At 71.0% G+C, this 22,257-nt stretch carries 24 protein-coding genes and 1 riboswitch; of the genes, 8 read left to right on the forward strand and 16 right to left on the reverse strand.

What is annotated here, in order from left to right:
* Positions 1–2 precede the first annotated feature (2 nt).
* From FHU36_RS09280 to FHU36_RS44250, 3 genes are read right to left on the reverse strand one after another with little or no spacing between them, the layout of a single operon-like run.
* Positions 3–677: a nucleoside/nucleotide kinase family protein gene (locus tag FHU36_RS09280; protein WP_185083332.1), complete on the reverse strand. Its 675-nt coding sequence runs from the start codon at positions 675–677 to the stop codon at positions 3–5.
* Positions 674–955: a TIM barrel protein gene (locus FHU36_RS09285; RefSeq protein WP_221495815.1), complete on the reverse strand. Its 282-nt coding sequence runs from the start codon at positions 953–955 to the stop codon at positions 674–676. The genes FHU36_RS09280 and FHU36_RS09285 overlap by 4 nt, the downstream gene beginning before the upstream one ends.
* Positions 931–1,563, reverse strand: coding sequence for an ATP-binding cassette domain-containing protein (locus tag FHU36_RS44250; RefSeq protein ID WP_246502007.1), 633 nt, complete (start codon positions 1,561–1,563; stop codon positions 931–933). The genes FHU36_RS09285 and FHU36_RS44250 overlap by 25 nt, the downstream gene beginning before the upstream one ends.
* On the opposite strand from FHU36_RS44250, the gene FHU36_RS09295 reads away from it, so the two are divergent.
* Positions 1,492–2,067 (forward strand): YbhB/YbcL family Raf kinase inhibitor-like protein, encoded by a 576-nt coding sequence (locus FHU36_RS09295; RefSeq protein ID WP_185083333.1) that lies wholly within the window; start codon positions 1,492–1,494, stop codon positions 2,065–2,067. The two genes, FHU36_RS44250 and FHU36_RS09295, sit on opposite strands and share 72 nt — an antisense overlap.
* 263 nt (positions 2,068–2,330) lie before the next feature.
* Here the strand turns inward: FHU36_RS09295 and groL are convergent, their stop codons facing one another.
* From groL to FHU36_RS09320, 5 genes are all read right to left on the reverse strand, one after another.
* A complete protein-coding gene (gene groL, locus FHU36_RS09300; protein ID WP_185083334.1) occupies positions 2,331–3,956 on the reverse strand; it encodes a chaperonin GroEL in 1,626 nt (541 codons plus the stop codon).
* Positions 3,957–4,312: 356 nt separating this feature from the next.
* Entirely contained in the window at positions 4,313–4,513 is a 201-nt protein-coding gene (locus FHU36_RS09305) for a cold-shock protein (RefSeq protein ID WP_106250594.1), read from the reverse strand.
* A gap of 386 nt (positions 4,514–4,899) precedes the next feature.
* Complete coding sequence (locus FHU36_RS09310) at positions 4,900–5,175, reverse strand: MoaD/ThiS family protein (RefSeq protein ID WP_101789288.1); 276 nt, start codon at positions 5,173–5,175, stop codon at positions 4,900–4,902.
* 23 nt (positions 5,176–5,198) lie between these two features.
* Positions 5,199–6,431: a threonine synthase gene (thrC, locus tag FHU36_RS09315; protein WP_185083335.1), complete on the reverse strand. Its 1,233-nt coding sequence runs from the start codon at positions 6,429–6,431 to the stop codon at positions 5,199–5,201.
* 13 nt (positions 6,432–6,444) lie between these two features.
* Positions 6,445–6,586, reverse strand: a riboswitch (SAM riboswitch).
* 79 nt (positions 6,587–6,665) lie between these two features.
* Positions 6,666–7,220 (reverse strand): RNA polymerase sigma factor, encoded by a 555-nt coding sequence (locus tag FHU36_RS09320; protein WP_185083336.1) that lies wholly within the window; start codon positions 7,218–7,220, stop codon positions 6,666–6,668.
* Between the two features lie 31 nt (positions 7,221–7,251).
* On the opposite strand from FHU36_RS09320, the gene FHU36_RS09325 reads away from it, so the two are divergent.
* Together FHU36_RS09325 and FHU36_RS09330 are read left to right on the forward strand one after the other, a co-directional pair.
* Positions 7,252–8,688 carry an alpha,alpha-trehalose-phosphate synthase (UDP-forming) gene (locus FHU36_RS09325; RefSeq protein ID WP_185083337.1) on the forward strand — a complete coding sequence of 479 codons (1,437 nt, stop codon included), beginning with the start codon at positions 7,252–7,254 and terminating at the stop codon, positions 8,686–8,688.
* Between the two features lie 31 nt (positions 8,689–8,719).
* On the forward strand, positions 8,720–9,886 hold the full coding sequence (locus FHU36_RS09330) for an MFS transporter (protein WP_185083338.1): 1,167 nt from the start codon (positions 8,720–8,722) through the stop codon (positions 9,884–9,886).
* Here FHU36_RS09330 and FHU36_RS09335 read toward each other — a convergent pair.
* Genes FHU36_RS09335 through FHU36_RS09345 form a run of 3 tightly spaced genes read right to left on the reverse strand, consistent with a single transcriptional unit; the run spans position 9,864 to position 11,637 of the window.
* A complete protein-coding gene (locus FHU36_RS09335) occupies positions 9,864–10,463 on the reverse strand; it encodes a hypothetical protein (protein WP_185083339.1) in 600 nt (199 codons plus the stop codon). The genes FHU36_RS09330 and FHU36_RS09335 overlap by 23 nt on opposite strands.
* Before the next feature lie 34 nt (positions 10,464–10,497).
* Positions 10,498–11,268, reverse strand: a complete 771-nt coding sequence (otsB, locus tag FHU36_RS09340; RefSeq protein WP_185083340.1) for a trehalose-phosphatase — start codon at positions 11,266–11,268, stop codon at positions 10,498–10,500.
* A 39-nt stretch (positions 11,269–11,307) separates the two neighbouring features.
* On the reverse strand, positions 11,308–11,637 hold the full coding sequence (locus tag FHU36_RS09345; RefSeq protein ID WP_185083341.1) for a DUF3263 domain-containing protein: 330 nt from the start codon (positions 11,635–11,637) through the stop codon (positions 11,308–11,310).
* Positions 11,638–11,753: 116 nt separating this feature from the next.
* Between FHU36_RS09345 and FHU36_RS09350 the strand changes: the two genes are divergently transcribed.
* The 5 genes from FHU36_RS09350 (at position 11,754) to FHU36_RS09370 (ending at position 16,233) form a co-directional block, all read left to right on the forward strand.
* The gene (locus FHU36_RS09350) at positions 11,754–12,560 is read left to right on the forward strand and encodes an SAM hydrolase/SAM-dependent halogenase family protein (protein ID WP_185083342.1); all 807 of its coding nucleotides are present in this window, start codon (positions 11,754–11,756) and stop codon (positions 12,558–12,560) included.
* Between the two features lie 133 nt (positions 12,561–12,693).
* Positions 12,694–13,299, forward strand: coding sequence for a hypothetical protein (locus FHU36_RS09355; RefSeq protein ID WP_185083343.1), 606 nt, complete (start codon positions 12,694–12,696; stop codon positions 13,297–13,299).
* Positions 13,296–14,621, forward strand: coding sequence for a S8 family peptidase (locus tag FHU36_RS09360; protein ID WP_185083344.1), 1,326 nt, complete (start codon positions 13,296–13,298; stop codon positions 14,619–14,621). Before FHU36_RS09355 ends, FHU36_RS09360 begins: the two co-directional genes overlap by 4 nt.
* Positions 14,622–14,647: 26 nt before the next feature.
* On the forward strand, positions 14,648–15,052 hold the full coding sequence (locus FHU36_RS09365; protein WP_185083345.1) for a Zn-ribbon domain-containing OB-fold protein: 405 nt from the start codon (positions 14,648–14,650) through the stop codon (positions 15,050–15,052).
* A gap of 23 nt (positions 15,053–15,075) precedes the next feature.
* The gene (locus tag FHU36_RS09370) at positions 15,076–16,233 is read left to right on the forward strand and encodes a lipid-transfer protein (protein ID WP_221496201.1); all 1,158 of its coding nucleotides are present in this window, start codon (positions 15,076–15,078) and stop codon (positions 16,231–16,233) included.
* Positions 16,234–16,315: 82 nt separating this feature from the next.
* On the opposite strand, the gene FHU36_RS09375 is transcribed toward FHU36_RS09370, so the two are convergent.
* From FHU36_RS09375 to FHU36_RS09395, 5 genes are all read right to left on the reverse strand, one after another.
* Entirely contained in the window at positions 16,316–17,332 is a 1,017-nt protein-coding gene (locus FHU36_RS09375) for an ABC transporter ATP-binding protein (RefSeq protein ID WP_185083347.1), read from the reverse strand.
* Positions 17,316–18,353, reverse strand: coding sequence for an ABC transporter ATP-binding protein (locus FHU36_RS09380; protein ID WP_185083348.1), 1,038 nt, complete (start codon positions 18,351–18,353; stop codon positions 17,316–17,318). The genes FHU36_RS09375 and FHU36_RS09380 overlap by 17 nt, the downstream gene beginning before the upstream one ends.
* A gap of 12 nt (positions 18,354–18,365) precedes the next feature.
* Positions 18,366–19,340 carry an ABC transporter permease gene (locus FHU36_RS09385; RefSeq protein ID WP_185083349.1) on the reverse strand — a complete coding sequence of 325 codons (975 nt, stop codon included), beginning with the start codon at positions 19,338–19,340 and terminating at the stop codon, positions 18,366–18,368.
* The gene (locus tag FHU36_RS09390; RefSeq protein WP_185083350.1) at positions 19,333–20,277 is read right to left on the reverse strand and encodes an ABC transporter permease; all 945 of its coding nucleotides are present in this window, start codon (positions 20,275–20,277) and stop codon (positions 19,333–19,335) included. The genes FHU36_RS09385 and FHU36_RS09390 overlap by 8 nt, the downstream gene beginning before the upstream one ends.
* A 127-nt stretch (positions 20,278–20,404) precedes the next feature.
* Positions 20,405–22,042 carry a peptide ABC transporter substrate-binding protein gene (locus FHU36_RS09395; protein ID WP_185083351.1) on the reverse strand — a complete coding sequence of 546 codons (1,638 nt, stop codon included), beginning with the start codon at positions 22,040–22,042 and terminating at the stop codon, positions 20,405–20,407.
* Positions 22,043–22,257 lie beyond the last annotated feature (215 nt).

Raw genomic sequence — 22,257 nt, forward strand, 5'->3', positions numbered from 1 at the left:
GTTCAGCCCTCGGCGGCCGCGCCGATCGAGCGCAGGACCACGTCGGGCACCACGAGGTCCGCCCGGTCCTGGGTGGTGGCGACCAGATCGGCGTTGCGCTGGTCGGTCCCCATCACCCAGGCCACGGCCGCGTCGTGGTCCTTGCCGAACCTCTCGTGCCGGGCGATGAGGCGGCGCAGCCGCTCGCCGGAGTCGAGGGCGCAGAACCAGACCTCGTCCAGGCCGGCCCGCACCCGCTTCCAGTCGCCCTGGTCGAGCAGCAGGTAGTTGCCCTCCGTGACGACGAGCCGGGCGGCCCGGAACACCGGGATGCTGCCCGCGATCGGCTGTTCCAGGTCGCGCTCGAAGGCCGGGGCGTAGACCACCTCGTCCTCGTCCTCGCGCAGCCGGCGCAGCAGGGCCGCGTACCCCGCCGCGTCGAACGTGTCGGGCGCCCCCTTGCGGGCGCGCCGCCCGAGCCGGTCGAGCTCGACGTCGGCGAGGTGGAAGCCGTCCATCGGCACGTGGGCCACCCAGTCGGCGGCGTGCCCGGGCGGCGGCGCCTGCCGCAGCGCCGCGACCAGGTGCTCGGCCAGCGTGGACTTGCCCGCCCCGGGGCTCCCGGTGATGCCGAGCACGGCCCGCCCGCGGCCGGTGGCCAGGTGGCGGGCGCGGGCGGCCAGGTCGTCCAGGGTCATCGGGCGCGGCCCACCCGCAGGTGGCCGTCGATGAAGGCGCGGGCGTGGCGGGCCAGGTCCTCGCCGTCGGACCACAGGTTGCGCCAGATGGCCAGGTCGTTGGACAGGCCGCGCATCACGACCGCCGAGGAGAACGACTCGAACGTGATCGGCCCCGTGTAGCCGATGTCGCCCAGCGTGTGGAAGAACGCGGTGAAGTCGAGGTGCCCCGATCCGAGGTAGCCACGGTGGTTCTCGCCGACATAGACGTACCCTAGCCGGTCGCCGACCTCGTGCACCGGCCGGACGCGATCGTCCTCCTCGATCGAGGATGCCGGGCGCGGGCCCCTGGCCGCACGCGCGAGCCCACGGCGGGAACGTTGACCGTGAGCGTCGAGACCATCTCGCGGGCGCGGTCCCGCATCGCGCGCCGGTCCAGGAGGGCGACGGGGCCCGGCCTGCGGACGAGCTCGCGGTTGAGGAACAGGTTCTGCCACACGGTGAGGTCCTCGACGAGCGCGAGGTTCTGGTGGACGGTCTCGATGCCCGCCTCGCGGGCCTTCTCGGGCGAGTGGAACGCCCGCTCCTCGCCGTCGAAGAAGATCTGCCCGCGGTCCGGCCGGTGGATGCCGGAGACGCAGCGCACGAGGGTGGACCTGCCCGCCCCCGGCCCCGCCCCGGCACCCCCGTTCAGGGCACACCCGCTCCCGGCGCCCGCCCACAGCGGCCCCGCCCATGGCGCCCCCGCTGTCGGCGCCCCAGTTCTGGCGCGCCCGAATCTGGCTGCGCCCGTCCCGTCGTGGAGAACCGCCCGTACGGGGTCGGCGCTTCTAGGATGGCGGGAAAGACCACGCAAGGCCGCCAACGAAGGAGCAACGTCGTGCCCGCACCGCTGCCGCACGAACATCTGCCGTCGGTCCCCGCGCTCACCGTCGAGAGCGACGACATCATGGACGGGGAGAGGCTGGGAGACCTGCACGTCTTCAACGACTGGGGCATGACCGGCCAGAACCTCTCGCCCGCCCTGCGCTGGTCCGGCGCCCCGGAGGGCACCCGCGGCTACGCCGTCACCTGCTTCGACCCCGACGCGCCGACGGGCAGCGGATTCTGGCACTGGGTGCTGTTCGGCATCCCGGCCTCGGTCACCGAGCTGCCCACGGGCGCCGGCACCGCGCCGGAGTTCAAGGGGCTGCCGGAGGGCGCGGCCCACGCCCGCAACGACTACGGCGTCAAGGCCTACGGCGGCGCCGCTCCCCCGCCCGGCGACCCGCACCGCTACGTCTTCACGGTCCACGCCCTGGGCGTCGACGAGCTGGGCGTCGACACCGACGCCAGCCCGGCGGTGGTCGGCTTCAACATCACCGCCAACACCCTGGCCCGCGGCCACATCATCCCCCACTTCGGCGTCTGACCCCGCTCCACGGCCCGGCCCGCTCCCCGCCTCCCGGCGAGCGGGCCGCCCGCCGCGGCCCGCTTCCACCCGGCACCGCCAGGTGACCCGCCGCACGGTCCGCCTTCACGACCCAGTCCGCCTTCACGGCACAGCACCGCCGAACCCCACCCGCCGCACGGCCCAGTCCGCCTTCACGACCGCGAGCAGGCAGCCACACAACGAATCGGGCGACCCGGTGGTGCCGGGTCGCCCGATGGGTGCTGCAGGGTGCCTGGAAGGCGTCAGAAGTCCATGTCGCCGCCGCCGGGCATGGCGGGAGCGGCAGGGGTCTTCTCGGGCTTCTCGGCGATGACGGCCTCGGTGGTGAGGAAGAGCGCCGCGATGGAGGCGGCGTTCTGCAGCGCGGAGCGCGTCACCTTGGCCGGGTCGATGATGCCCGCCTCGAACATGTTGACGTAGTCGCCCGTGGCGGCGTTGAGGCCCTCGCCCGGAGTGAGGTTGCGGACCTTCTCCACCACGACGCCGCCCTCAAGGCCGGCGTTGACGGCGATCTGCTTCAGCGGCTCCTCCAGAGCCTTGCGCACGATCGCGGCACCGGTGGCCTCGTCGCCCGACAGCTCCAGCTTGTCGAACGCCTTGGCGCCGGCCTGCAGCAGCGCCACGCCACCGCCGGGGACGATGCCCTCCTCGACGGCCGCCTTGGCGTTGCGCACGGCGTCCTCGATGCGGTGCTTGCGCTCCTTGAGCTCGACCTCGGTCGCGGCGCCGGCCTTGATGACGGCGACACCACCGGCGAGCTTGGCCAGGCGCTCCTGGAGCTTCTCGCGGTCGTAGTCGGAGTCGGTGCGCTCGATCTCGGCGCGGATCTCGTTGACCCGGCCGGCGATGGCGTCGGGGTCGCCCGCGCCGTCGACGATCGTGGTCTCGTCCTTGGTGACGACGACCTTGCGGGCGCGGCCGAGCTGGTCGAGCGTGGTGCTCTCCAGCTTGAGGCCGAGCTCCTCGGCGATGACCTGGCCACCGGCGAGGATGGCGATGTCGCCGAGCATGGCCTTGCGACGGTCACCGAAGCCCGGGGCCTTGACGGCCACGGAGCGGAACAGGCCGCGGATCTTGTTGACGACCAGGGTCGCCAGGGCCTCGCCCTCGATGTCCTCGGCGATGATCAGGAGCGGCTTGCCGGACTGCACGACCTTGTCGAGCAGCGGCAGCAGGTCCTTGTTGGCCGAGATCTTGGAGTTGACGATCAGGATGTACGGGTCCTCGAGCACGGCCTCCATGCGGTCCGAGTCGGTGACGAAGTACATCGACGTCATGCCCTTGTCGAAGCGCATGCCCTCGGTGAGCTCGAGCTCCAGACCGAAGGTGTTGCTCTCCTCGACGGTGATGACGCCTTCCTTGCCGACCTTGTCCATCGCCTCGGCGATGAGCGAGCCGATCTCGGGGTCGGCGGCGGAGATGGAGGCGGTGGAGGCGATCTGCTCCTTGGTCTCCACGTCCTTGGCCAGCTTGGACAGCTCCTCGCTGACGCGCTCGACCGCGGCCTCGATGCCCTTCTTCAGGGCCATCGGGTTGGCGCCGGCGGCAACGTTGCGCAGCCCCTCGCGCACCAGCGCCTGGGCGAGCACGGTGGCGGTGGTGGTGCCGTCACCCGCGACGTCGTCCGTCTTCTTGGCGACTTCCTTGACCAGCTCGGCCCCGATCTTCTCCCACGGGTCCTCGAGCTCGATCTCCTTGGCGATGGACACACCGTCGTTGGTGATCGTGGGAGCGCCCCACTTCTTCTCCAGCACGACGTTGCGGCCCTTCGGCCCCAGGGTCACCTTGACGGCGTCGGCGAGCTGGTTCATACCGCGCTCGAGACCGCGCCGGGCGTCCTCGTCAAACGCAATCATCTTGGCTGCCATAAGGCTAGACCTCCCAGATACAGGGTGGCTTGGTAGTGGACCGAGCCGACGCCCGCGACGGCATGTGGGCCCGCGTCTCCGTTGGCGAACCCCATCGTCTCGATCCCCGTTGCTGGCACTCACGAACAGAGAGTGCCAACGAATTGTTTAGCACTCTACCCCGCCGAGTGCAAGCCAACTCCGCCCCTGCCCAGCTCAGACCAAGGGTTGTCCAGGACAGAACGGGACGATTACCCGAGAGGTCCCCGTGCGGCGGGCCTGCGAGAGGCCCGCCGCATCTCCGGTGGAGGGGGGAACGACAGGCCGCGCCGGACTGCGCTGCCGTACGGCCTGCCGATGCGCGCCAGTGAGGTGGATCAGACCGTGCGGACGGATTCCGCCTGCGGCCCCTTCTGGCCCTGTGTGATCTCGAACTCGACGCGCTGGCCCTGCTCCAGAGAGCGATAGCCGTCCATCATGATGGCCGAGTAATGAACGAATACATCCTTACCACCGTCTACCGCGATGAAGCCGTAGCCCTTGTCCGCGTTGAACCACTTGACGGTGCCCTGCGCCACTTCCGACTCCTCTTACTGGTCTCGCGGATCCCGCCCATTCCTCCGCGAGACCCGCAATCGTCACGACTTATGGTGAAATCAGGCGGACGATCGCCTCGACCATACCTGTGGCACGGCGTTTGGCAACAGTGTCAAAGAACGAACTGCGCAATTCATCCCAGTGGGCTCGTTCAAGTTTGAAATTCCCCAAAAAGCGGAAGGCGCCCACAAGGGGCGCCTTCTGGTGCTGCGTTGTGGCCGCGGCCTGCGATCCGGACGACCGCTTCAGCCGTCCGCGAACGGGATCGCGCCTCCCGCACCGGGATCGCGACCCGCACGCCGGCCGGGGCGCGAGTCCCGCATGCACGGGCCGGACGTCGGCCGGCCGGCTACGAACCGGCGAGCGGTCAGCCGCCCGCGACGGCCGGGATGATGGAGATCTGGACACCGTCGGGCGCCGGAGTGTCCAGCCCTTCGGCGAAACGGACGTCCTCTTCACCCACGTAAACGTTGACAAAACGGCGAATCTTGCCCGATTCATCCAAAATTCGCGCGCCGATCCCCGGGTAGTCGGAGTCGAGCTTCGCGAGAACGTCACGAAGAGTCGCGCCTTCGCCACTCACTTCCGCGTTTCCGCCGGTGTAGGTGCGCAGGATGGTCGGAATCCGTACCGAAACACTCATCTTTACCTCGCCTTTCCTGGTTGTCAGACAGCCGCGCGGAACGCGTCGAGAGAGGGCCGGATCACGGCCGTGGGCGCCGCGTCGCCGGACACCGCGTCGAGCGTCTTGAGCCCGTCGCCGGTGTTGAGCACCACGGTCTCCGCCTCGGGGTCGAGCCGCCCGCTCTCGACGAGCTTCTTCAGCACGCCGACGGTGACCCCGCCGGCCGTCTCGGCGAAGACACCCTCGGTCGAGGCGAGCAGCTTGATCGCGGCGACGATCTCGGCGTCGGTGACGTCCTCGACCGCCCCGCCGGTGCGGCGGGCGATGTCAAGCACGTACGGCCCGTCGGCGGGGTTGCCGATGGCCAGGGACTTGGCGATGGTGTCGGGCTTGACCGGCTGGACCACGTCGTGGCCCGCCTTGAAGGCGGCCGACACCGGCGAGCAGCCCTGCGCCTGCGCGCCGAAGACCTTGTACGGCCGGTCCTCGACCAGCCCCAGCGCGATCAGCTCCTTGAAGCCCTTGTCGATCTTCGTGAGCTGGGAACCGGAGGCGATCGGGATGACGATCTGCTCGGGCAGCCGCCAGCCGAGCTGCTCGGCGATCTCGTAGGCGAGCGTCTTGGAGCCCTCGGCGTAGTAGGGCCGCAGGTTGACGTTGACGAAGCCCCACTTGTCGCCCAGCGGGTCGCCGATCAGCTCCGAGCAGAACCGGTTGACCTCGTCGTAGGTGCCCTCGATGCCGATCAGCCTGCCGCCGAACACCCGCGCCATGGCGATCTTGGCCTGCTCCAGGTCGGCGGGGATGAACACGCACGCGTCCAGCCCCGCCCGCGCCGCGGCGGCCGTCACCGCACCGGCGAGGTTGCCCGTGGAGGAGCAGGACAGCGTGTGGAAGCCGAAGTTGCGGGCCGCCTCGACGGCGATGGCGACGACCCGGTCCTTGAAGGAGTGGGTCGGGTTGCCCGAGTCGTCCTTGACGTACAGGGACCTGATGCCCAGCGCCTTGCCGAGGTTGCCCGCCTTGACCAGCTTGGTCCAGCCCGGGTTCATGTTGGGCTTGGTGGCGACGTCGGCGGGGACGGGGAGCAGGGAGCGGTAGCGCCAGATGTTGGCCGGGCCCGACTCGATCTCCGCGCGGGTGACGTCGCCGAAGGAGTAGGCCGCCTCGAGCGGCCCGAAACACTCCAGACAGGCGAAGCTGGGGCCGAGGTCGTAGCGGGTGCCGCACTCGCGGCAGGACAGGGCGGTGGCAGGACCGAAGTCAAGCGACATGAAGCGAGGCCTTCCCTCATCTTCGCCCGCGGCCACCTTGACCGCAGACCGGAATTGGCACCTTGTCCCGGTCGGCCTCGCCAGGTCGCGAGTCTCAAGCCGGGAGGGTTGCCGGGGCTTCGCAGGGCCGGTCCCTCCACCCCTCTGGATGAGCAATATTCAGTTGTCGGATCGAACTCTACCCGGCGATGCCGGCCGGCTGACCAATCGTCTCACCATTCGAGACAGACGGTCTCACCGATAGTCCTCGCCGAGCGCCGCCTGGACGTACTTGCGCGCCTGGTGGATGCGCGACTTGGCGGTGCCGAGCGGGATGCCGAGCTGCTCGGCCACCTCGCTGTAGTCGAGCTGGACGATGTCGCGCAGCACCAGCGCCTGGGCCAGGTCGGGCTTGTCGGCCTCCAGCGCCTCCATGGCGTCGAGCAGGTCGAGCCGCGACCCGGCGATGACGCTGACCCGGCGCACGTCGGGCTTCTGCATGGGCAGCTCGTCGGAGCTCTGCTCGGCCGCCCGGCGCTTCAGCGACCGGTAGGTGGTGCGCGCGCAGTTGGCGGTCACGATGTGCAGCCACGTGCTGAACCTGGCGCGCCCCTCGAAGCGGCCGATGTTGCGGGCCACGGCGAGCAGGGTGTCCTGCGAGGCCTCCTCGGCGTCCTGCCGGTAGGGCAGGATCCGGCCGCAGTGCCGCATGACGTCGGGCTCGATCCGCCGCAGCAGCTCGCCGAGCGCGCGATGATCTCCGGCTGCGGCGGAACGTGCCAGTTCCTCGGTTAGCTCATCAAGCGCCATAGCTGGGATCCTATGGTTGGAGGGAGCGTAAATGAACAGCGTCCTGGTTGCGTCCAACAGAGGTCCCGTCTCCTTCACCGTCTCCGACGACGGTGTCCTCACCATGAAGCGCGGCGGCGGCGGCCTGGTCTCGGGGCTGTCCGGGGTGGGCAAGGACCTCGGCGTGCTGTGGGTGTGCGCCGCGCTGTCCGACGACGACCGCAGCGCGGTCCGCCAGGCGCCCGGCGGGCGGCTCGACCACGCCGGCTACGACACCGGCGCGCTGCGGATGCTCGACATCCCGGCGGCCACGTTCCACCGCGCCTACAACGCCGTCGCCAACTCGACCCTCTGGTTCGTCAACCACCTGCTCTACGACATCCCCAACACGCCGAGCTTCGGCTCGCGGTTCCAGCGCGAATGGGAGTCCTACCGCGACTACAACGGCGCGTTCGCTCTGGCGCTGGCCGAGGAGGCCGCCCACGAGGCGCGGGTGATGGTGCAGGACTACCACCTGACGCTGACCCCGGCGATGCTCCGGGCCGAGCGGCCCGACCTGCGCATCGCCCACTTCAGCCACACCCCCTGGGCCCCGCCCGAATACTTCTCGCTGCTGCCCGACGAGGTGGCCCGCGAGGTGCTGGAGGGCATCCTGGCCGCCGACCACGCGGGGTTCCTCACCGCGCGCTGGGCCCAGGCGTTCATGGACTGCTGCCGGGCGCTGCTGGGCGCCGACGTCGACGGCGCGGCACGGACGGTGACGCACGAGGGCCGCACCACCCGCGTCGGCGTGCACGCGCTGGGCGTGGACGGCGAGGCGCTGCGCCGGCGGGCCGGCGAGCCGGACGTCGAGTCGCACATGTCGGCGCTGCGCGAGCAGGTCGGCGACCGCCGGCTGATCGTCCGCATCGACCGCACCGAGCTGTCCAAGAACATCGTGCGCGGCCTGCTGTCCTACCGGGAGTTCCTGGCGGCGCACCCCGAATGGCACGGGCGGGTCGTGCACCTGGCCTTCGCCTACCCGAGCCGGCACGACCTGCCCGAATACCGCGAGTACACCGCGTCGGTGCAGCGCTGCGCCCAGGAGATCGAGCACGAGTACGCCACCGAGGACTGGGACCCGCTGATCCTCAACGTCGACGACGACTATCCCCGCTCGCTGGCCGCCTACCGGCTGGCCGACGTGCTGCTGGTCAACCCGATCCGCGATGGCATGAACCTCGTGGCCAAGGAGGGCCCGGTCCTGTCGCCGCGGGCCGCGCTGGTGCTGTCGCGCGAGGCCGGGGCGGCGGCCGAGCTGGGCGAGCACGCGCTCCTGGTCAACCCCTACGACGTCTGCGGCACCGCCGACGCGCTGCACCGGGCGCTGGTGATGCCCGACGACGAGCGCGCGCGCCGCCGGGAGCTGCTGGCCGCCGCGGCCACGGCCCTGCCTCCGCAGCGGTGGCTCGCGGAGCAGCTCGACGCCCTCAACTACGATCTGGGGTGATATTTCGCCATTCGCCATAGGGGTCGCCCGGATGTCCAGCACTGTGGAGCGCATCCGGCTCACCCGCGACCGGGCCACCTGGCTCGTCTACCTCCAGCTCGGCGTCTTCGCCACCTACCTGTACGGACTGAGCGCCGCCCTCCCCCTCCTCCGCCAGGACCTCGGCCTGTCCAACGCCGTCACCGGGCTGCACGGCACCGCCATGGCCGTCGGCACCGTGCTGGCCGGTCTCACCCTGCCCGCCCTGGCCCGCCGGCACGGCCGGCGCGCCGCCACCTGGGCCGGCCTGGCCGGCATGAACGCCGGCGTGCTGCTCGTCATGGTCCCCGCGCTGCCCGCCACCCTGCTGGGCTTCGCCCTGGCCGGCTGCTTCGGCTCGCTGGCGCTGTACGCCTCGATGGCGGCGCTGAGCGACCACCACGGCTCGGCGGGCCCCGCGGCGATCAGCGAAGCCAACGGGGTGGGCGTGGTGTTCGGCCTGGCGGCCTCGCTCGCGCTGAGCGTGGCGGCCCAGACGGTCCTCGGCTGGCGGGCGGCACTGCTGCTCACCCCGGTGCTGACCGTGGCGCTGGTGCTGGCCATGGGCCGGGTCTGGGTCCCCGTGACCGGCCGCGCCACGGCCCCCGCCGCTTCCGGGACGGCGACCCCGCGCCCCGGCTGGCGGTTCCACGTGGCCGGCGGGGTGCTGTTCTGCTGCGTGGCGCTGGAGTTCTGCTTCAACCTGTGGGCCGCCTCGCTCGTCAGCGTCAACACCGGGCTGAGCGCCGAGGCCGCCGCCACCGGCCTGACGGCGTTCACGGCGGGCCTGGCGGCCGGCAGGTTCGCCGGCGGGTGGCTGGCCCTCCGGCTGCCACCCGACCGGTTGTTCCTCGGGGCGCTGCTGCTGAGCGGAGCCGGCTGGCTGGTCTTCTGGCCGGCCACCCACCCGGTGCTCGCCTACGCCGGGCTGGCGCTGGCCGGGCTCGGCGTCTCCTTGCACTTCCCGCTGGCCCTGGCCGAGCTGATCGCCACCTCCGCCGGGCACCCCCACCGGGCCTCCGCGGCCGCTCCCATCTGCGCGGGAGCGGCCGTCGGGGTGGGACCGCTGGTACTGGGCGCGCTGGCCGACGGTTTCGGCACCCGCCAGGCGTTCCTCGTGGTGCCGGTGGCCATCGCCCTGGCCGTCGGCGGGGTGCTCACCGCCAGGTCGCGCGCTTGAGCACGCCCGACAGGCCGGGCGTGTCCCACTGGTCGACCACGAGCACCTTGGTCTGCGGCAGGAACCACTCCCGCTGGACGTACCTCGACTTCACCTTGCCGGTGGAGTAGGAGACGCAGGTGGCCTTCCACTCGCGGTAGTGGGCCTTGTGGCCGGGGCCGACCTGGCGCAGGCCCTTGACCGAGGCCCCGCCGAGGACCTGGCCCCACTTGCGGTTGTGCGGGCAGAGCTGCACGTCGGTGGCCGGGTAGTAGGGGTGCTCGGCGGTGTAGGGGTTGAACAGCTCCTGGCCGTGCTTGATGGCCTTGGGGCCGAGCACCCAGAAGCTGTCGCACTCGGGCTGCCCCCAGCCGCCCTTGGGCGAGACGCATCTGCCGGTGATGACCCGGATGTGGTCCCCCCTGCCGTACACCTTCCAGGAGGTCGGCAGGTGCAGGGTGAGACCGCCACGCAGGTGCAGCGGCTTGGTGGCGGCGGTGGGGGCGACGGTGGAGGCGGCGGCCGCGGCGGCGGGGACGGCGGGCACCAGGGCGGCCGTCGCGGCGAGGGCCGCGGCGGCGAAGGCTGTCTTCGGCATGCCGCGACCGTAGCGCCGGCCGGTTGCAGCGCGTTTAGGGACGGCTGACAGCCGAGGCCAGCTCCGAGAGCAGGGCGACGACGCCCTCCGGGCCGTCCACCACGATGTCGGCGCGTTCGGCGAGCAGCGTCACCTCGGCCGAGCCGCTGCACACGGTGACACCGGGCAGCCCGGAGTTCGCGACCGCGTCGAACGCCGCCAGGTCGCCGAGGTCGTCGCCGACGAACATCACCGACCTCGCGGCCCGTTCGGCCAGGAACAGGCCGAGCGCATGGCCCTTGTCCATGCCGGGCGGCCGGAGCTCCAGCACCATCCGGCCCGGCTCCAGCACCAGGTCGTGCTCGGCGGCCAGCTCGGCCAGCGGCTCGCGCAGCGCGGCCAGCGCGGCCTCGGGGTCGGCCGCTCGCCGGGTGTGCACGGCGACGGCCCGGCCCTTGTCCTCGACCGTGACGTCATGCAGGCCGAGCGAGGCGAGCAGCAGCGGCAGCTCGGCCTCGGCCCGGGGCACGCCGGCGGGGGGCGGCGGGGCGGAGATCCGGCCGCCCTCCCACCGTTCGAACCCGTAGTGGCCCAGCACCACCAGGCCGGGCACGTCGGCGAGGCCGGGCCCCAGCCGCACGGCGGTGGCGGCCGGGCGGCCGGTCACGACGGCCACCGCCGCCACGTGCGCGCCCAGCTCGGCCAGCACACCGGGCGCCTCGGGGTGGATCCTGGCGGAGGCGGGATCGGGCACGATCGGCGCCAGTGTGCCGTCGAAGTCGAGCCCGATCACGGCTCCGCCGGGATCCTTCAGGATGGCTTCCATTCCAGGGATGTTCTTCACGCGGCTGCACTACCCCACCGGTCAGGGGCGCATGCCCAGGCGGCGCGCGGCCCGGTCGCGCTGGCGGGTGGCACGCAGCCTGCGCAGCCGCTTGACCAGCATGGGGTCGTGCTCCAGCGCCTCGGGCCGGTCGATGAGTTCGCCGAGGAGCTGGTAGTAGCGGGTGGCGGAGAAGCCGAAGGTCTCCTTGATGGCGTGCTCCTTCGCGCCCGCGTGCCGCCACCAGTGGCGTTCGAAGGCGAGGAGCTCGAGGTCGCGTTCCGTGAGGGGCCGGGGCGATGGTTCATCGGGAGCATCGGGAGCATCGGCAGCACTGTCACCACTGTCACCGCTGATCGGTGCAGTGTCCATGGTTCCTCCTCGAAGGCCGCGCGCGACGATCACGACACGCGCGTGCGGCCCGTCGCCATCGTAATGTGCGGAGTGCGGCTGTTCACGGCGGATTGGGAGACGTACAGTCACTAAGTGTGACCTCAGTCATCACGCTTCTCACCGACTACGGGCTCGAGGACGGCTACGTGGCCGCCTGCCACGGGGTGATAGCCGGGATCGCGCCCGACGTCCGGGTGATCGACGTGTGCCACGCCGTCCCGTCAGGCGATGTCCGGCGGGGCGCCGCGATCCTCGCGCAGACCATCCCGTACCTGCCCAAGGGCGTGCACGTGGGCGCGGTGGACCCCGGCACGAGTGGGGCGAGGCGGGCGGTCGCGATCGAGGCGGGCGGGCGGGTGTTCATCGGGCCGGACAACGGCCTGCTGTCGTGGGCCGTGCACGCGGCCGGCGGTGCCGAGGCGGCGTACGAGATCAGCAACGAGGACTACTTCCTGCGACCCGTGTCGCCCACCTTCCACGGGCGCGACGTCTACGCTCCCGTCGCCGGGCGGTTGTGCGTCGGGCTCACCCCGGCCGACCTCGGTCCCGAGCGGCCGCCGTCGCGGCTGGTGTCGCTGCCGGAGCCGACGTCGCTGATGCGGGAGGACGCGGTGGAGGGGGAGGTCGTCTCGGTCGACCGCCACGGCAACACGCAGACGTCCATCACCGCGCGCGACCTGGAGGCGCTGGGCGTGCGGTTCGGCGACACGCTGGGGGTGTGGCTGGGCAGACGGCAGCTCTCGATGCCCTACCGGGAGACGTACGCCGCCGTGCCGCCGGGTGAGCTGGTGGCGTTCACCGACTCGGTGGGGCTGGTGGCGCTCGCGGTCAACTCGGGTGACGCGGCCCAACGGCTGGGCCTCCCCCCAGGCGCGCATATCCGGATTTGTCCGTCGCGCTAAGACGAACTCCACATAAGCCAATTACAGCTCGTATCGGACTGTTTACTGAAGCGTCGGACTACGGGCGTGAACGGCTGTCACAATCTCCGGCATCGGGTGGTCCCCTCCTGCCCCAGAGGTCGACATGTGTCAGATGTCCGTCGTGCTGCTCGCCCTCATGTCCACGGTCTCGCCGACCGTGCCGACCGTGCCCGCCGCCGCCGAGCGATGGCACGCCTCGCCGGCGCCGAGGCTCTTCCCCGCGGCCGTGCCCGGCACCAGCCCGTCCGGCGCCCGGGTGACCTACCTGCTGGCCGGCGCCCCCCGCGAGACGCCCTGCCGGCAGGCGTTCCGCCCTGCCGCCCTGCGCCTGCTGCGCGGGTGCGTGACCGTGCTGCGCGCCACGTACGCCGACAGCACGCAGACCTACGTCGTCACGGCCGCGGTCACCGTCCTGGCCGGCCCCGCCACGGCCGGGGTGACCGCCGGCATCCCGCCCGGCACGACCGTCGCGGTACGCGCGAAACGCACGCGGGCTCTCGTGCGGCCCCTGGCCGTCGCCGGCGGCCCCGCCGAGCGGTTCGGCTGGCGGCAGTGCTTCACCGGATTCGCCGTGGCCTCCGGTGACGGCCGCGTCGTGGCGACGTCGGCCGGGTACGCGGACGGCCGGCCGTACCGGCGGGGGTGGCCCGTCGTGCCCCGCCTCGCGCTCGGCGCGAGGCAGCTCGCCGAGGCGCTGCACCGGAACCTGGCGCGGTGATCGGCGTCAGGACGGGCCTGCTCGCCCTCTGCCTCACCGCGCCCCTGCTCCTGGCCGCGTCCCCGGCCCTGCCACCGGTCCCGCCCTCTGCCCCGCCACCTGCCCCGCCACCTGCCCCGCCACCGGGCGCGTCCCCCGCCGGGCCGGTCGGCACGGCGCACCGGCGCCCGGCGGACGCCGGGACGCGCGGTCCCGCCGCCCGCCCCGGCGCGCTCGACGGGCAGTGGCAGCTCTCCGCACTGCGGGTGCCCGAGGCATGGCGGCTCAGCACCGGCGAGGGCGTGCTGGTCGCCGTCCTCGACACCGGCGTGAACGGCCGCCACCCGGACCTCACCGGCACCGTCGTCCGCGGCCCCGACCTGACCGGCGTGGACCACGAGCCCGGCCGGTGGGGGCACCACGGCACCGCGATGGCCAGCCTCATCGCCGGCCACGGCCACGGCACCCCCGAACGCGCCTGGCAGCGCGGGCGGGTGGAGAGCACGAGCACCGGCGACCCGCGCGCCGCCGTGGCGGGCCCGGTGGGCGTGGTCGGCGTGGCCCCGTCGGCACGGGTCCTGTCGGTCCGGGTGACGCTGGAGAACGGCGACCCGCTGCGCACCGAAGGCCACCCGGGCAACCCCGGCGCGCTGGCCGCCGGCATCCGCTACGCCGCCGACCGCGGCGCCGACGTCATCAGCATGTCGCTGAGCGGCGGCGACGGCTCCTGGGAGGGCTCGGCGGCCGAGGAGGAGGCCGTGCAGTACGCGATCTCCCGCGGCGCCGTGCTGGTGGCCTCCTCGGGCAACGACGGCGAGACGACGAACCGCCGCAACTTCCCCGCCGCCTACCCCGGCGTGATCGCGGTGGGGGCGGTGGACCGGCGGCTGAGCGTTGCCCCGTTCTCCAACCGGCAGGACTACGTCTCGGTGGTCGCGCCGGGCACCGGGATCGTCACCGCCGACGGCCGCGAGTCCTACGTGGTGGGCGACGGCACCAGTTCCGCCTCGGCCCTGGTGGCGGGCATCGCCGCGCTGGTCAGGGGGCTGCGGCCGGATCTGTCGCCGTACCAGGTCCGCACCGCGATCGAGCGGGGCGCCTGGCGGCGGCCCGGCGGGGGGCACAGCCGCTCCTACGGTCACGGGATCGCCGACGCCCTGCGGGCGCTGCGGGAGGCCGAGCGCATGGCGGGCCCCGCGCGGGTGCTCCCCCCGCCGGCCGGCGGCTCCGGCCGGGAGCCGGCCGAGCGGCCGCTGTCGCGGCTGCCGGTGATCGCGGCCCTGCTGGTGCTCTCGGTCGTGATGGCGGCCCGGGTGCTCACGCGGAAGAGCCATTTTCCCTAGCAAGCGCTTGTGTAATACTGCTGGCTATGACACGGGCGATCGAGGGCTGGTTCACCGTCGAGGCGGACGGCACCCATCTGATCGGCACCAGGTGTGCCTCCTGCGGCACGATCGCGTTCCCGCCACGGGCCGGGTTCTGCCCCAACCCCGCCTGCCCCGGCGAGTCCATGGAGGAGACCAGGCTGTCGAGACGGGGCCGGATCTGGTCCTACACGGTCGCGCGGTACCCGCCGCCCGCGCCGTTCGTCGTCGCCGAGCCGTACACGCCGGTCACGCTGGCCGCCGTGGAGCTGGAGCGCGAGGGCATCGTGGTGCTCGGCCAGGTCAAGGACCTCGCGCCCGAGGAGTTGGAGGTCGGCATGGAGGTCGAGCTGACCTGCGGGCCGCTCGCCGACGGGCCGCTGGTGTGGATGTGGGGCCGGGCGTCGTGAGCGTCGTGGTGCTGGGCACGGGCATGCATCCGTGGGGCAAGTGGGGCCGGCCGTTCGCCGAGTACGGCGTGGCGGCGGCCCGCGAGGCGCTGCGCGACGCGGGTGTGGACTGGCGCGACGTCGGGTTCGCCGTGGGCGCCGCCACGATCAGGAACGGCTATCCCGGCTTCGTGGCCGGCGCCACCTACGCGCGGGCGCTGGGCTGGTCCGGGGCGCGGATCGCGTCCTGCTACGCCGCCTGCGCCTCGGGCGCCCAGGCGATCGACATCGCCCGCACCAGGATCCTCGCCGGCCTGTGCGACGTGGCGCTGGTGGTGGGCGCGGACGCCACGCCGAAGGGCTTCTTCACACCGGTCGGCGGCGACCGCCCCGACGATCCCGACTGGCTGCGCTTCCGGCTGCTGGGCGCCACCAACCCGGCCTACTTCGGCCTGTACGCGCGCCGCCGGATGGCACTGTACGGCTCCACGCCGGAGGACTTCGCCGCCGTCAAGGTCAAGAACGCGCTGGCCGGTTCGCTGAACCCGCTGGCCCGCTACCGCAAGCCCGTCACCGCCGAGGAGGTGCTGGCCTCCCCCATGGTGGCCGACCCGCTGCGGCTCATGGACATCTGCGCCACCTCCGACGGCGGGGCCGCGCTCGTGCTGGCCTCCGCGGCGTACGCCCGCAGGCGCGGCGTCTCCGGCGCGGTCCGCCTGGCCGCCGTGTCCACGGTGACCCCGGTCTTCCCGAGCACCGTGCTGGAGCTGCCGGAGTTCGCCACCGACTCGTCCGTGGCCGTGCCGCCTCCGGAGCGGCCGTTCCGGGCCGCCCTCGCGCACGCCGCCTACGAGGAGGCGGGGATCGGGCCCCGCGAGGTGTCGTTCGCCGAGGTCTACGACCTGTCCACGGCCCTGGAGCTCGACTGGGTGGAGGACGTCGGGCTCTGCCCGCCGGGCGAGGCCGGCAAGCTGCTGCGCTCGGGCGACACGGCGCTGGGCGGGCGGGTGCCGGTCAACCCCTCCGGCGGGCTCGCCTCGTTCGGGGAGGCCATCCCCGCCCAGGCGATCGCCCAGGTGTGCGAGCTGACCCGGCAGTTGCGCGGCCGGGCGGGCGCGCGCCAGGTGGAGGGGGCGCGGGTGGGCCTGGCCGTCAACCAGGGCCTGTTCGGCCACGGCTCGGCCGTCGTCGCCACCCGCTGAACCTGCCGGACAACAGGACGAGGCCCCCGCGACCAGCACGGGGACCTCGCTCCTCACCGTTCAGCCGGCGTGCGCGACGCCGCTAGCCGACGTGCACGACGTCGTGCGTCTCGGCGAAGTGGCACGCGCTCTCGTGCTGGGTGCCGGGCCGGATCTGCAGCAGCGGCTCCTCCTCCGCACAGATCTCCTGAGCCTTCCAGCAGCGGGTGCGGAAGCGGCATCCCGACGGCGGGTTGGCCGGCGAGGGCGGGTCGCCCTGCAGGATGATCCGCTCACGCTGCTCGCGGCCCTCGGGGTCGGGGACCGGCACGGCCGACAGCAGCGCCTGCGTGTACGGGTGAGCCGGCTTGTCGTAGATCTCCACGTCCTTGCCGATCTCGACGAACTTGCCGAGATACATCACACCGACCCGGTCGGAGATGTGGCGCACCACCGACAGGTCGTGGGCGATGAAGATGTACGCCAGGTTGAACTCGTTCTGCAGCCGCTCCAGCAGGTTGATGACCTGCGCCTGGATCGACACGTCCAGCGCGGACACCGGCTCGTCGCAGACGATGACCTCCGGCTGGAGCGCCAGGCCGCGGGCGATGCCGATGCGCTGCCGCTGGCCGCCGGAGAACTGGTGCGGGTAGCGGTTGATGTGGTCGGGGTTGAGGCCCACGACCTCCAGCAGCTCCTGCACCCGGCGGCTGCGGTCGCCCTTGGGCGCCACCTCGGTGTGGATGTCGAACGGCTCGCCGACGATGTCGCCGACGGTCATCCGGGGGTTCAGCGAGGTGTACGGGTCCTGCATCACCATCTGGATGTTGCGGCGCATCCGCTTGAGCTCGCCGCCCCTGGCCCGGGCCATGTCGCGCCCGTTGATCATGACCGAGCCCGACGTGGGCCGCTCCAGAGCCATGAGCAGCTTGGCCAGCGTCGACTTGCCGCACCCCGACTCGCCCACGATGCCCAGCGTCTCGCCCTTGTCGAGGGTGAACGAGACGCCGTCGACGGCCTTGATGGCGCCGATCTGCTTCTTGAACAGGATGCCCTGGGTCAGGGGGAAGTGCTTGACCAGATCGCGGACCTCGAGGATGCGCTCACCCTTGGTCGCCATCGAGGACCTCCCTCCAGTAGTGACACGCGCTGTTGCGCCTGCCGTTGATCTCGTAGAGCGGGGGGCTGTCGGTCACGCAGTTGTCCTGCCGGTACGGGCAGCGCGGGTGGAAGGCGCAGCCGGTCGGCATGTCGAGCAGGTTGGGCGGCAGGCCCTTGATGGCGTACAGCTCCTGGCCCTTGAGGTCGACCCGGGGGATCGACTCCAGCAGGCCCTTCGTGTACGGGTGGGCCGGGTTGCGGTAGATGTCGTGCACGGGCGCGTTCTCGACGATGCGCCCGCCGTACATGACCGCGATCTTGTCGGCGACGTCGGCGACCACGCCGAGGTCGTGCGTGATCAGGATCATGCCCATGTTGCTCTCGCGCTGCAGCTCCGCGAGCAGCTCCATGATCTGGGCCTGCACTGTCACGTCCAGCGCGGTCGTCGGCTCGTCCGCGATCAGCACCTCGGGGTCCAGCGCGATCGACATGGCGATCATGATGCGCTGCCGCATGCCCCCGGAGAACTGGTGCGGATAGTCGTTGACGCGCTGCTTGGCGGCCGGGATGCGGACCCGGTCCATCAGCTCGACGGCCTTGGCGAGCGCGTCGCGCTTGGACATGCCCCGGTGCACCCGGAACATCTCGCTGATCTGCCAGCCCACGGTGAACACCGGGTTCAGCGCGGACAGCGCGTCCTGGAAGATCATCGCGATGCGCTGGCCGCGCACCTGCGTGCGAGCCTCGTCCGACAGCTTGAGCAGGTCGGTGCCGCGGAAGCGGATCTCGCCCTTGGGGATGCGCGCCGGCGGCACGTCGAGAATGCCCATGATCGCCTGGGCGGTCACGGACTTGCCCGAACCCGACTCGCCCAGGACCGCGAGGGTCTCCCCCTGGCCGAGCGAGTAGCTCACCCCGTTGACGGCCCGGACGGTGCCGGCCCGCGTGGCGAACTCCACGTGCAGGTCGTCCACCGCCAGCAACGGCTCGTCGCCCAGCCCTCCCTCGGCGGGCAACGTGTCCAGCGATGTCTTCTTCATGGATCCCCCCTCCTACCTGAGCTTCGGGTCGAGCGCGTCGCGCACGGCGTCGCCCATCATGATGAACGCCAGCACGGTGATGCTCAGGAACACCGCCGGGAACACCAGCGGCAGCGGAGCCTCCAGGAACCTGCTCCGGGCGTCGGCGATCATCAGACCCCACGAGATGTCCGGGGGCTGCACGCCGACCCCGAGGAAGGACAGCGCGGCCTCGGCCGCGATGAACCCGCCCAGGTTGATGGTGGCGACCACGATGACCGGAGCCAGCGCGTTCGGCAGCAGGTGCCGGAACATGATCCGGCTCTGGCTCGCGCCGAGCGCCCGCGCCGCGACGACGAAGTCCTGACTTCGCGCCGTGATCACCGCGGCTCTCATGATGCGGAACGTCATCGGCCACGACAGCACCGCCAGCGCCATCACGACGATCCAGATGCCCATGTCCTGGCCACGGAAGGTGGCCGTGATGAGCAGCGCGCCCAGGATCATGGGGATGGCGAAGAACACCTCGGTGACCCGGGACGACACCGTGTCGACCACGCCGCCGCGGGTGCCCGCGATGAGGCCGAGCAGGCCGCCCACGATCGCCGTGATGATGGTGGTGGTGACGCCGATCAGGATCGAGTTCTTCGCGCCGTAGATGGTCCGGGCGTACACGTCGCAGCCCTGGTTGTCGCGCCCGAAGATGTGACCCGTACTCGGTCCCTGACGGGCGGTGGCGAGCTCGCACGTCCGGGCGTCCAGCGGGTTGATGGACGTGAACAGCGACGGCCAGAACGCCATGACCATCAGGATCGCGATGAGCACCACCGACACGATGAACATCGGCCGGCGCCGGAGGTCGTGCCAGGCGTCGCTCCACAGACTCGCCGGCTTGCCCTCCTTCTGCTTGCGGCGCTTGCCGGGCGAGGGTGCCGTCGCCACCTGGTCGGTGGTGACCGTCTGTGTCTCGGGCTGCACAGGTCCGACCTGTGGGGTGTCTCTACTCATAGCGGATCCTCGGGTCGAGCACTGCGTACATCAGGTCGACGACCAGGTTGGCCAGGATGTACACCAACACCAGGACTGTCACGATGCCTACGACGATGGGTTGCTCGCGCAGGTAGACGCCGTTGTAGAGCTGCAGGCCGATCCCCGGCAGGTTGAAGATCGTCTCGGTGATCACCGCGCCGCCCATCAGGTTGCCGAGGTCGGCGCCCAGATAGGTGACCATGGGGATCAGCGCGTTGCGCAGCCCGTGGCGGCCGATGACCCGGCGTCGCGACAGGCCCTTGGCGGTCGCCGTGCGGATGTAGTCGGATCTCAGCGTCTCCACCAGACTCGTCCGCGTGAGCCGGGTGAGGTACGCGATCGACACGCCCGCCAGCACGAACCCCGGGAGCAGGTACGACTTGAGTCCCTGCGTGGCGCCCGAGATCGGGAAGAACTCGGTGCCCGTGACGTGCTTGAGCCACACACCCAGCCACAGCTGCAGCACGAAGCCGCTGACCAGCGTGGGGATGGAGATGAGCAGCAGTGTCGAGGCGAGGATCGCCGTGTCGGTCGCCCGCCCGCGGCGCAGCGCGGCCCACAGGCCGAGCAGGACGCCGATGATGGCCTCGAGGGTGAGCGCCACGAGGGCGAGGTTGAGCGTCACCTGCAGCTTGCCGGCGAGCAGCTGGGTGACCGGGACTCCGGCGAAGGTCTGGCCGAAGTCCCCTTCGAGGACGATGCCCTTGATGTAGTGCCAGTACTGCACCAGCAGGGGATCGTTCAGGTGATATTGCTCGCGAATGATCGCGACGATGTTGGGGTCCTGCCTCTTGTCACCCGCCAGCGCCGCGACGGGGTCGCCGGGAAGCGCGAAGACGATGGCGAAGATGAAGAAGGTGGCGCCCAACAGCACTGGCAGCGCCTGGATCAGGCGCCGGAGGATGTAACGGCCCATTCAAGTCTCCCGTACATGCCAGAAGGCAGTGGCGCGGGCCGAAGGGGTGTTGCGGACCGCGCGACTGCCTTCCTAACGGCTCTCGAGGGGCGGGTGCACCTGCGCGCGCCCACCCCCGGGAACAACGTCAGGCCTTCTCGACGTCAACCCACTCAACCTGGTTGAGCAGGTTGATCTTGACGTTCTTGACCTTGGTGGAGTATCCGGAGTTGTTCCGGTAGAAGTACACCGGGATGTAGGGGAGGTCCTTGATCAGGATGTCGTCGGCCTGCTGGTAGAACTTCAGGCCCTCTTCGGCGGTCGGCGCCTGGTCGCCCTTGGCGACGGTCTTGTCGAACTCGGGGTTGGTGTAACCCGCGTAGTTGGAGCCCGTCTTGATGGCGCCGGTCGAGAAGATCGGCGTCAGGTAGTTCTCGGCGGACGGGTAGTCGATCGCCCAGCCCATCCGGAACATGCCCTTGTACTTCTTGGCGTCCAGGTCGTCCAGGATGCTGGCGAACTTCTCGAACGGCTTGACCGTCACCTCGACGCCGAGGTTGGCGCGGAGGTTGTTGGCGACGGCCTCGATCCACTCCTTGTGGCCGCCGTCGGCGTTGTAGCCGAGCTCCAGCATCTTGGGGCCGTTGGCCGCGGCGTACTGCTCCTTGGCCTTGCCGGGGTTGTAGGAGCAGGCGGCGCAGGCGCCCTGGCGGTAGCCCGCGATGGCCGGGTTGATGAAGTCGTCGGCCGGGGCGCGGGTGCCCGAGAAGACGGTCTCGGCGATCGTCTTGCGGTCGATGGCCATCGAGATGGCCTCCCGCATCTTGATGTCCTTGTACTCGTCGTTGTACTGCAGCGGGAAGCCGATGTAGCCGATGCCGGCGTCCGGCTGGTCCTGGTAGCGCTCGCCCAGCGCGGTCTTGGCGCTGGCGATCGCCGACGCGGGCAGCGAGTCGTGGATGTCGATGTTGTCGCCCTGGAGATCGTTGTAGGCGGTCTCCGAGCTGTTGTAGAGCTTGAACTGGAGCTTGGTCCAGCCGTTCGGCTTCTTGCCGGGGTACTTGTCGTACACCGTCAGGTCGATGCTCTGGTCGGTGCCCTTCTTGTAGGGCTTGTCGAGCTTGAACATGCCCTGGCCGATCGGCTGCTCGCCGTACGCGTCGGTCACCTTGCCGTCGGCGCCGAAGGCGGCCTTGGGCAGGGGGTAGAACGCGGTGTAGCCCAGCATCGTCTTGAACTGCGAGAACGGCGCCGTCAGGGTAACCTGGAGGGTCGTGTCGTCGACCGCCTTGAGACCCTTCATCTCCTTGGTGGAGGGCGTCTTGCCCTCACCCGGGTTGAGGTCGGCGTAGCCGTCGATCCGGCCGAAGAAGTAGCCGGCGCCCTGGGCGTTCTCCTGGTTGGCGGCGAAGTTCCAGGCGTCGACGTAGTTCTGGGCGATCATCGGCTCACCGTTGTGCCAGGTATAACCCGACTTGAGCTTGATCGTCCAGACCTTGTTGTCGTCGCTGGTGATCGACTCGGCGGCAGCCTCGACGGCTTCCTTGTTCTCGTTGTAGTTGACCAGCGGCTCGAAGACGGCGGCGAGGGCCTCGGCGCCCTCGGACTCCGTGGTGTTCGAGGGGACCAGCAGGTTCTGGGGCTCACCGAGCTCCATGCGGACCGGCGTGTCGGCACTTGTTCCGGAGTTGCCGGTCTCAGTGCCACTGCCGCCGCCACACGCGGCAACCGCGACGGCCAGCAGCGCGGTACTGGCGACGATCTGTGCGCCCTTAGTAACACGCATGGTAAGAAGATTCCTCCCTCTACAAGTGGGCGTTAGCGCTGAGCTGCGATGAACGTGAGCAGCCTGACGGGGAATCTGGTAATCCCCCGGGTTTGGCTGACATGGTCAAACCAGCCGACGCCCTGCCAGTCGATCGCGACTATCCCTCACTACGTGCCACCAGCGAGTCTCTGGCGCGTTGCAGTTCGGTCACACAAGCGACTATCCAGCTTCAC

This window comes from Nonomuraea muscovyensis (genome assembly GCF_014207745.1).
GTDB lineage: Bacteria > Actinomycetota > Actinomycetes > Streptosporangiales > Streptosporangiaceae > Nonomuraea > Nonomuraea muscovyensis.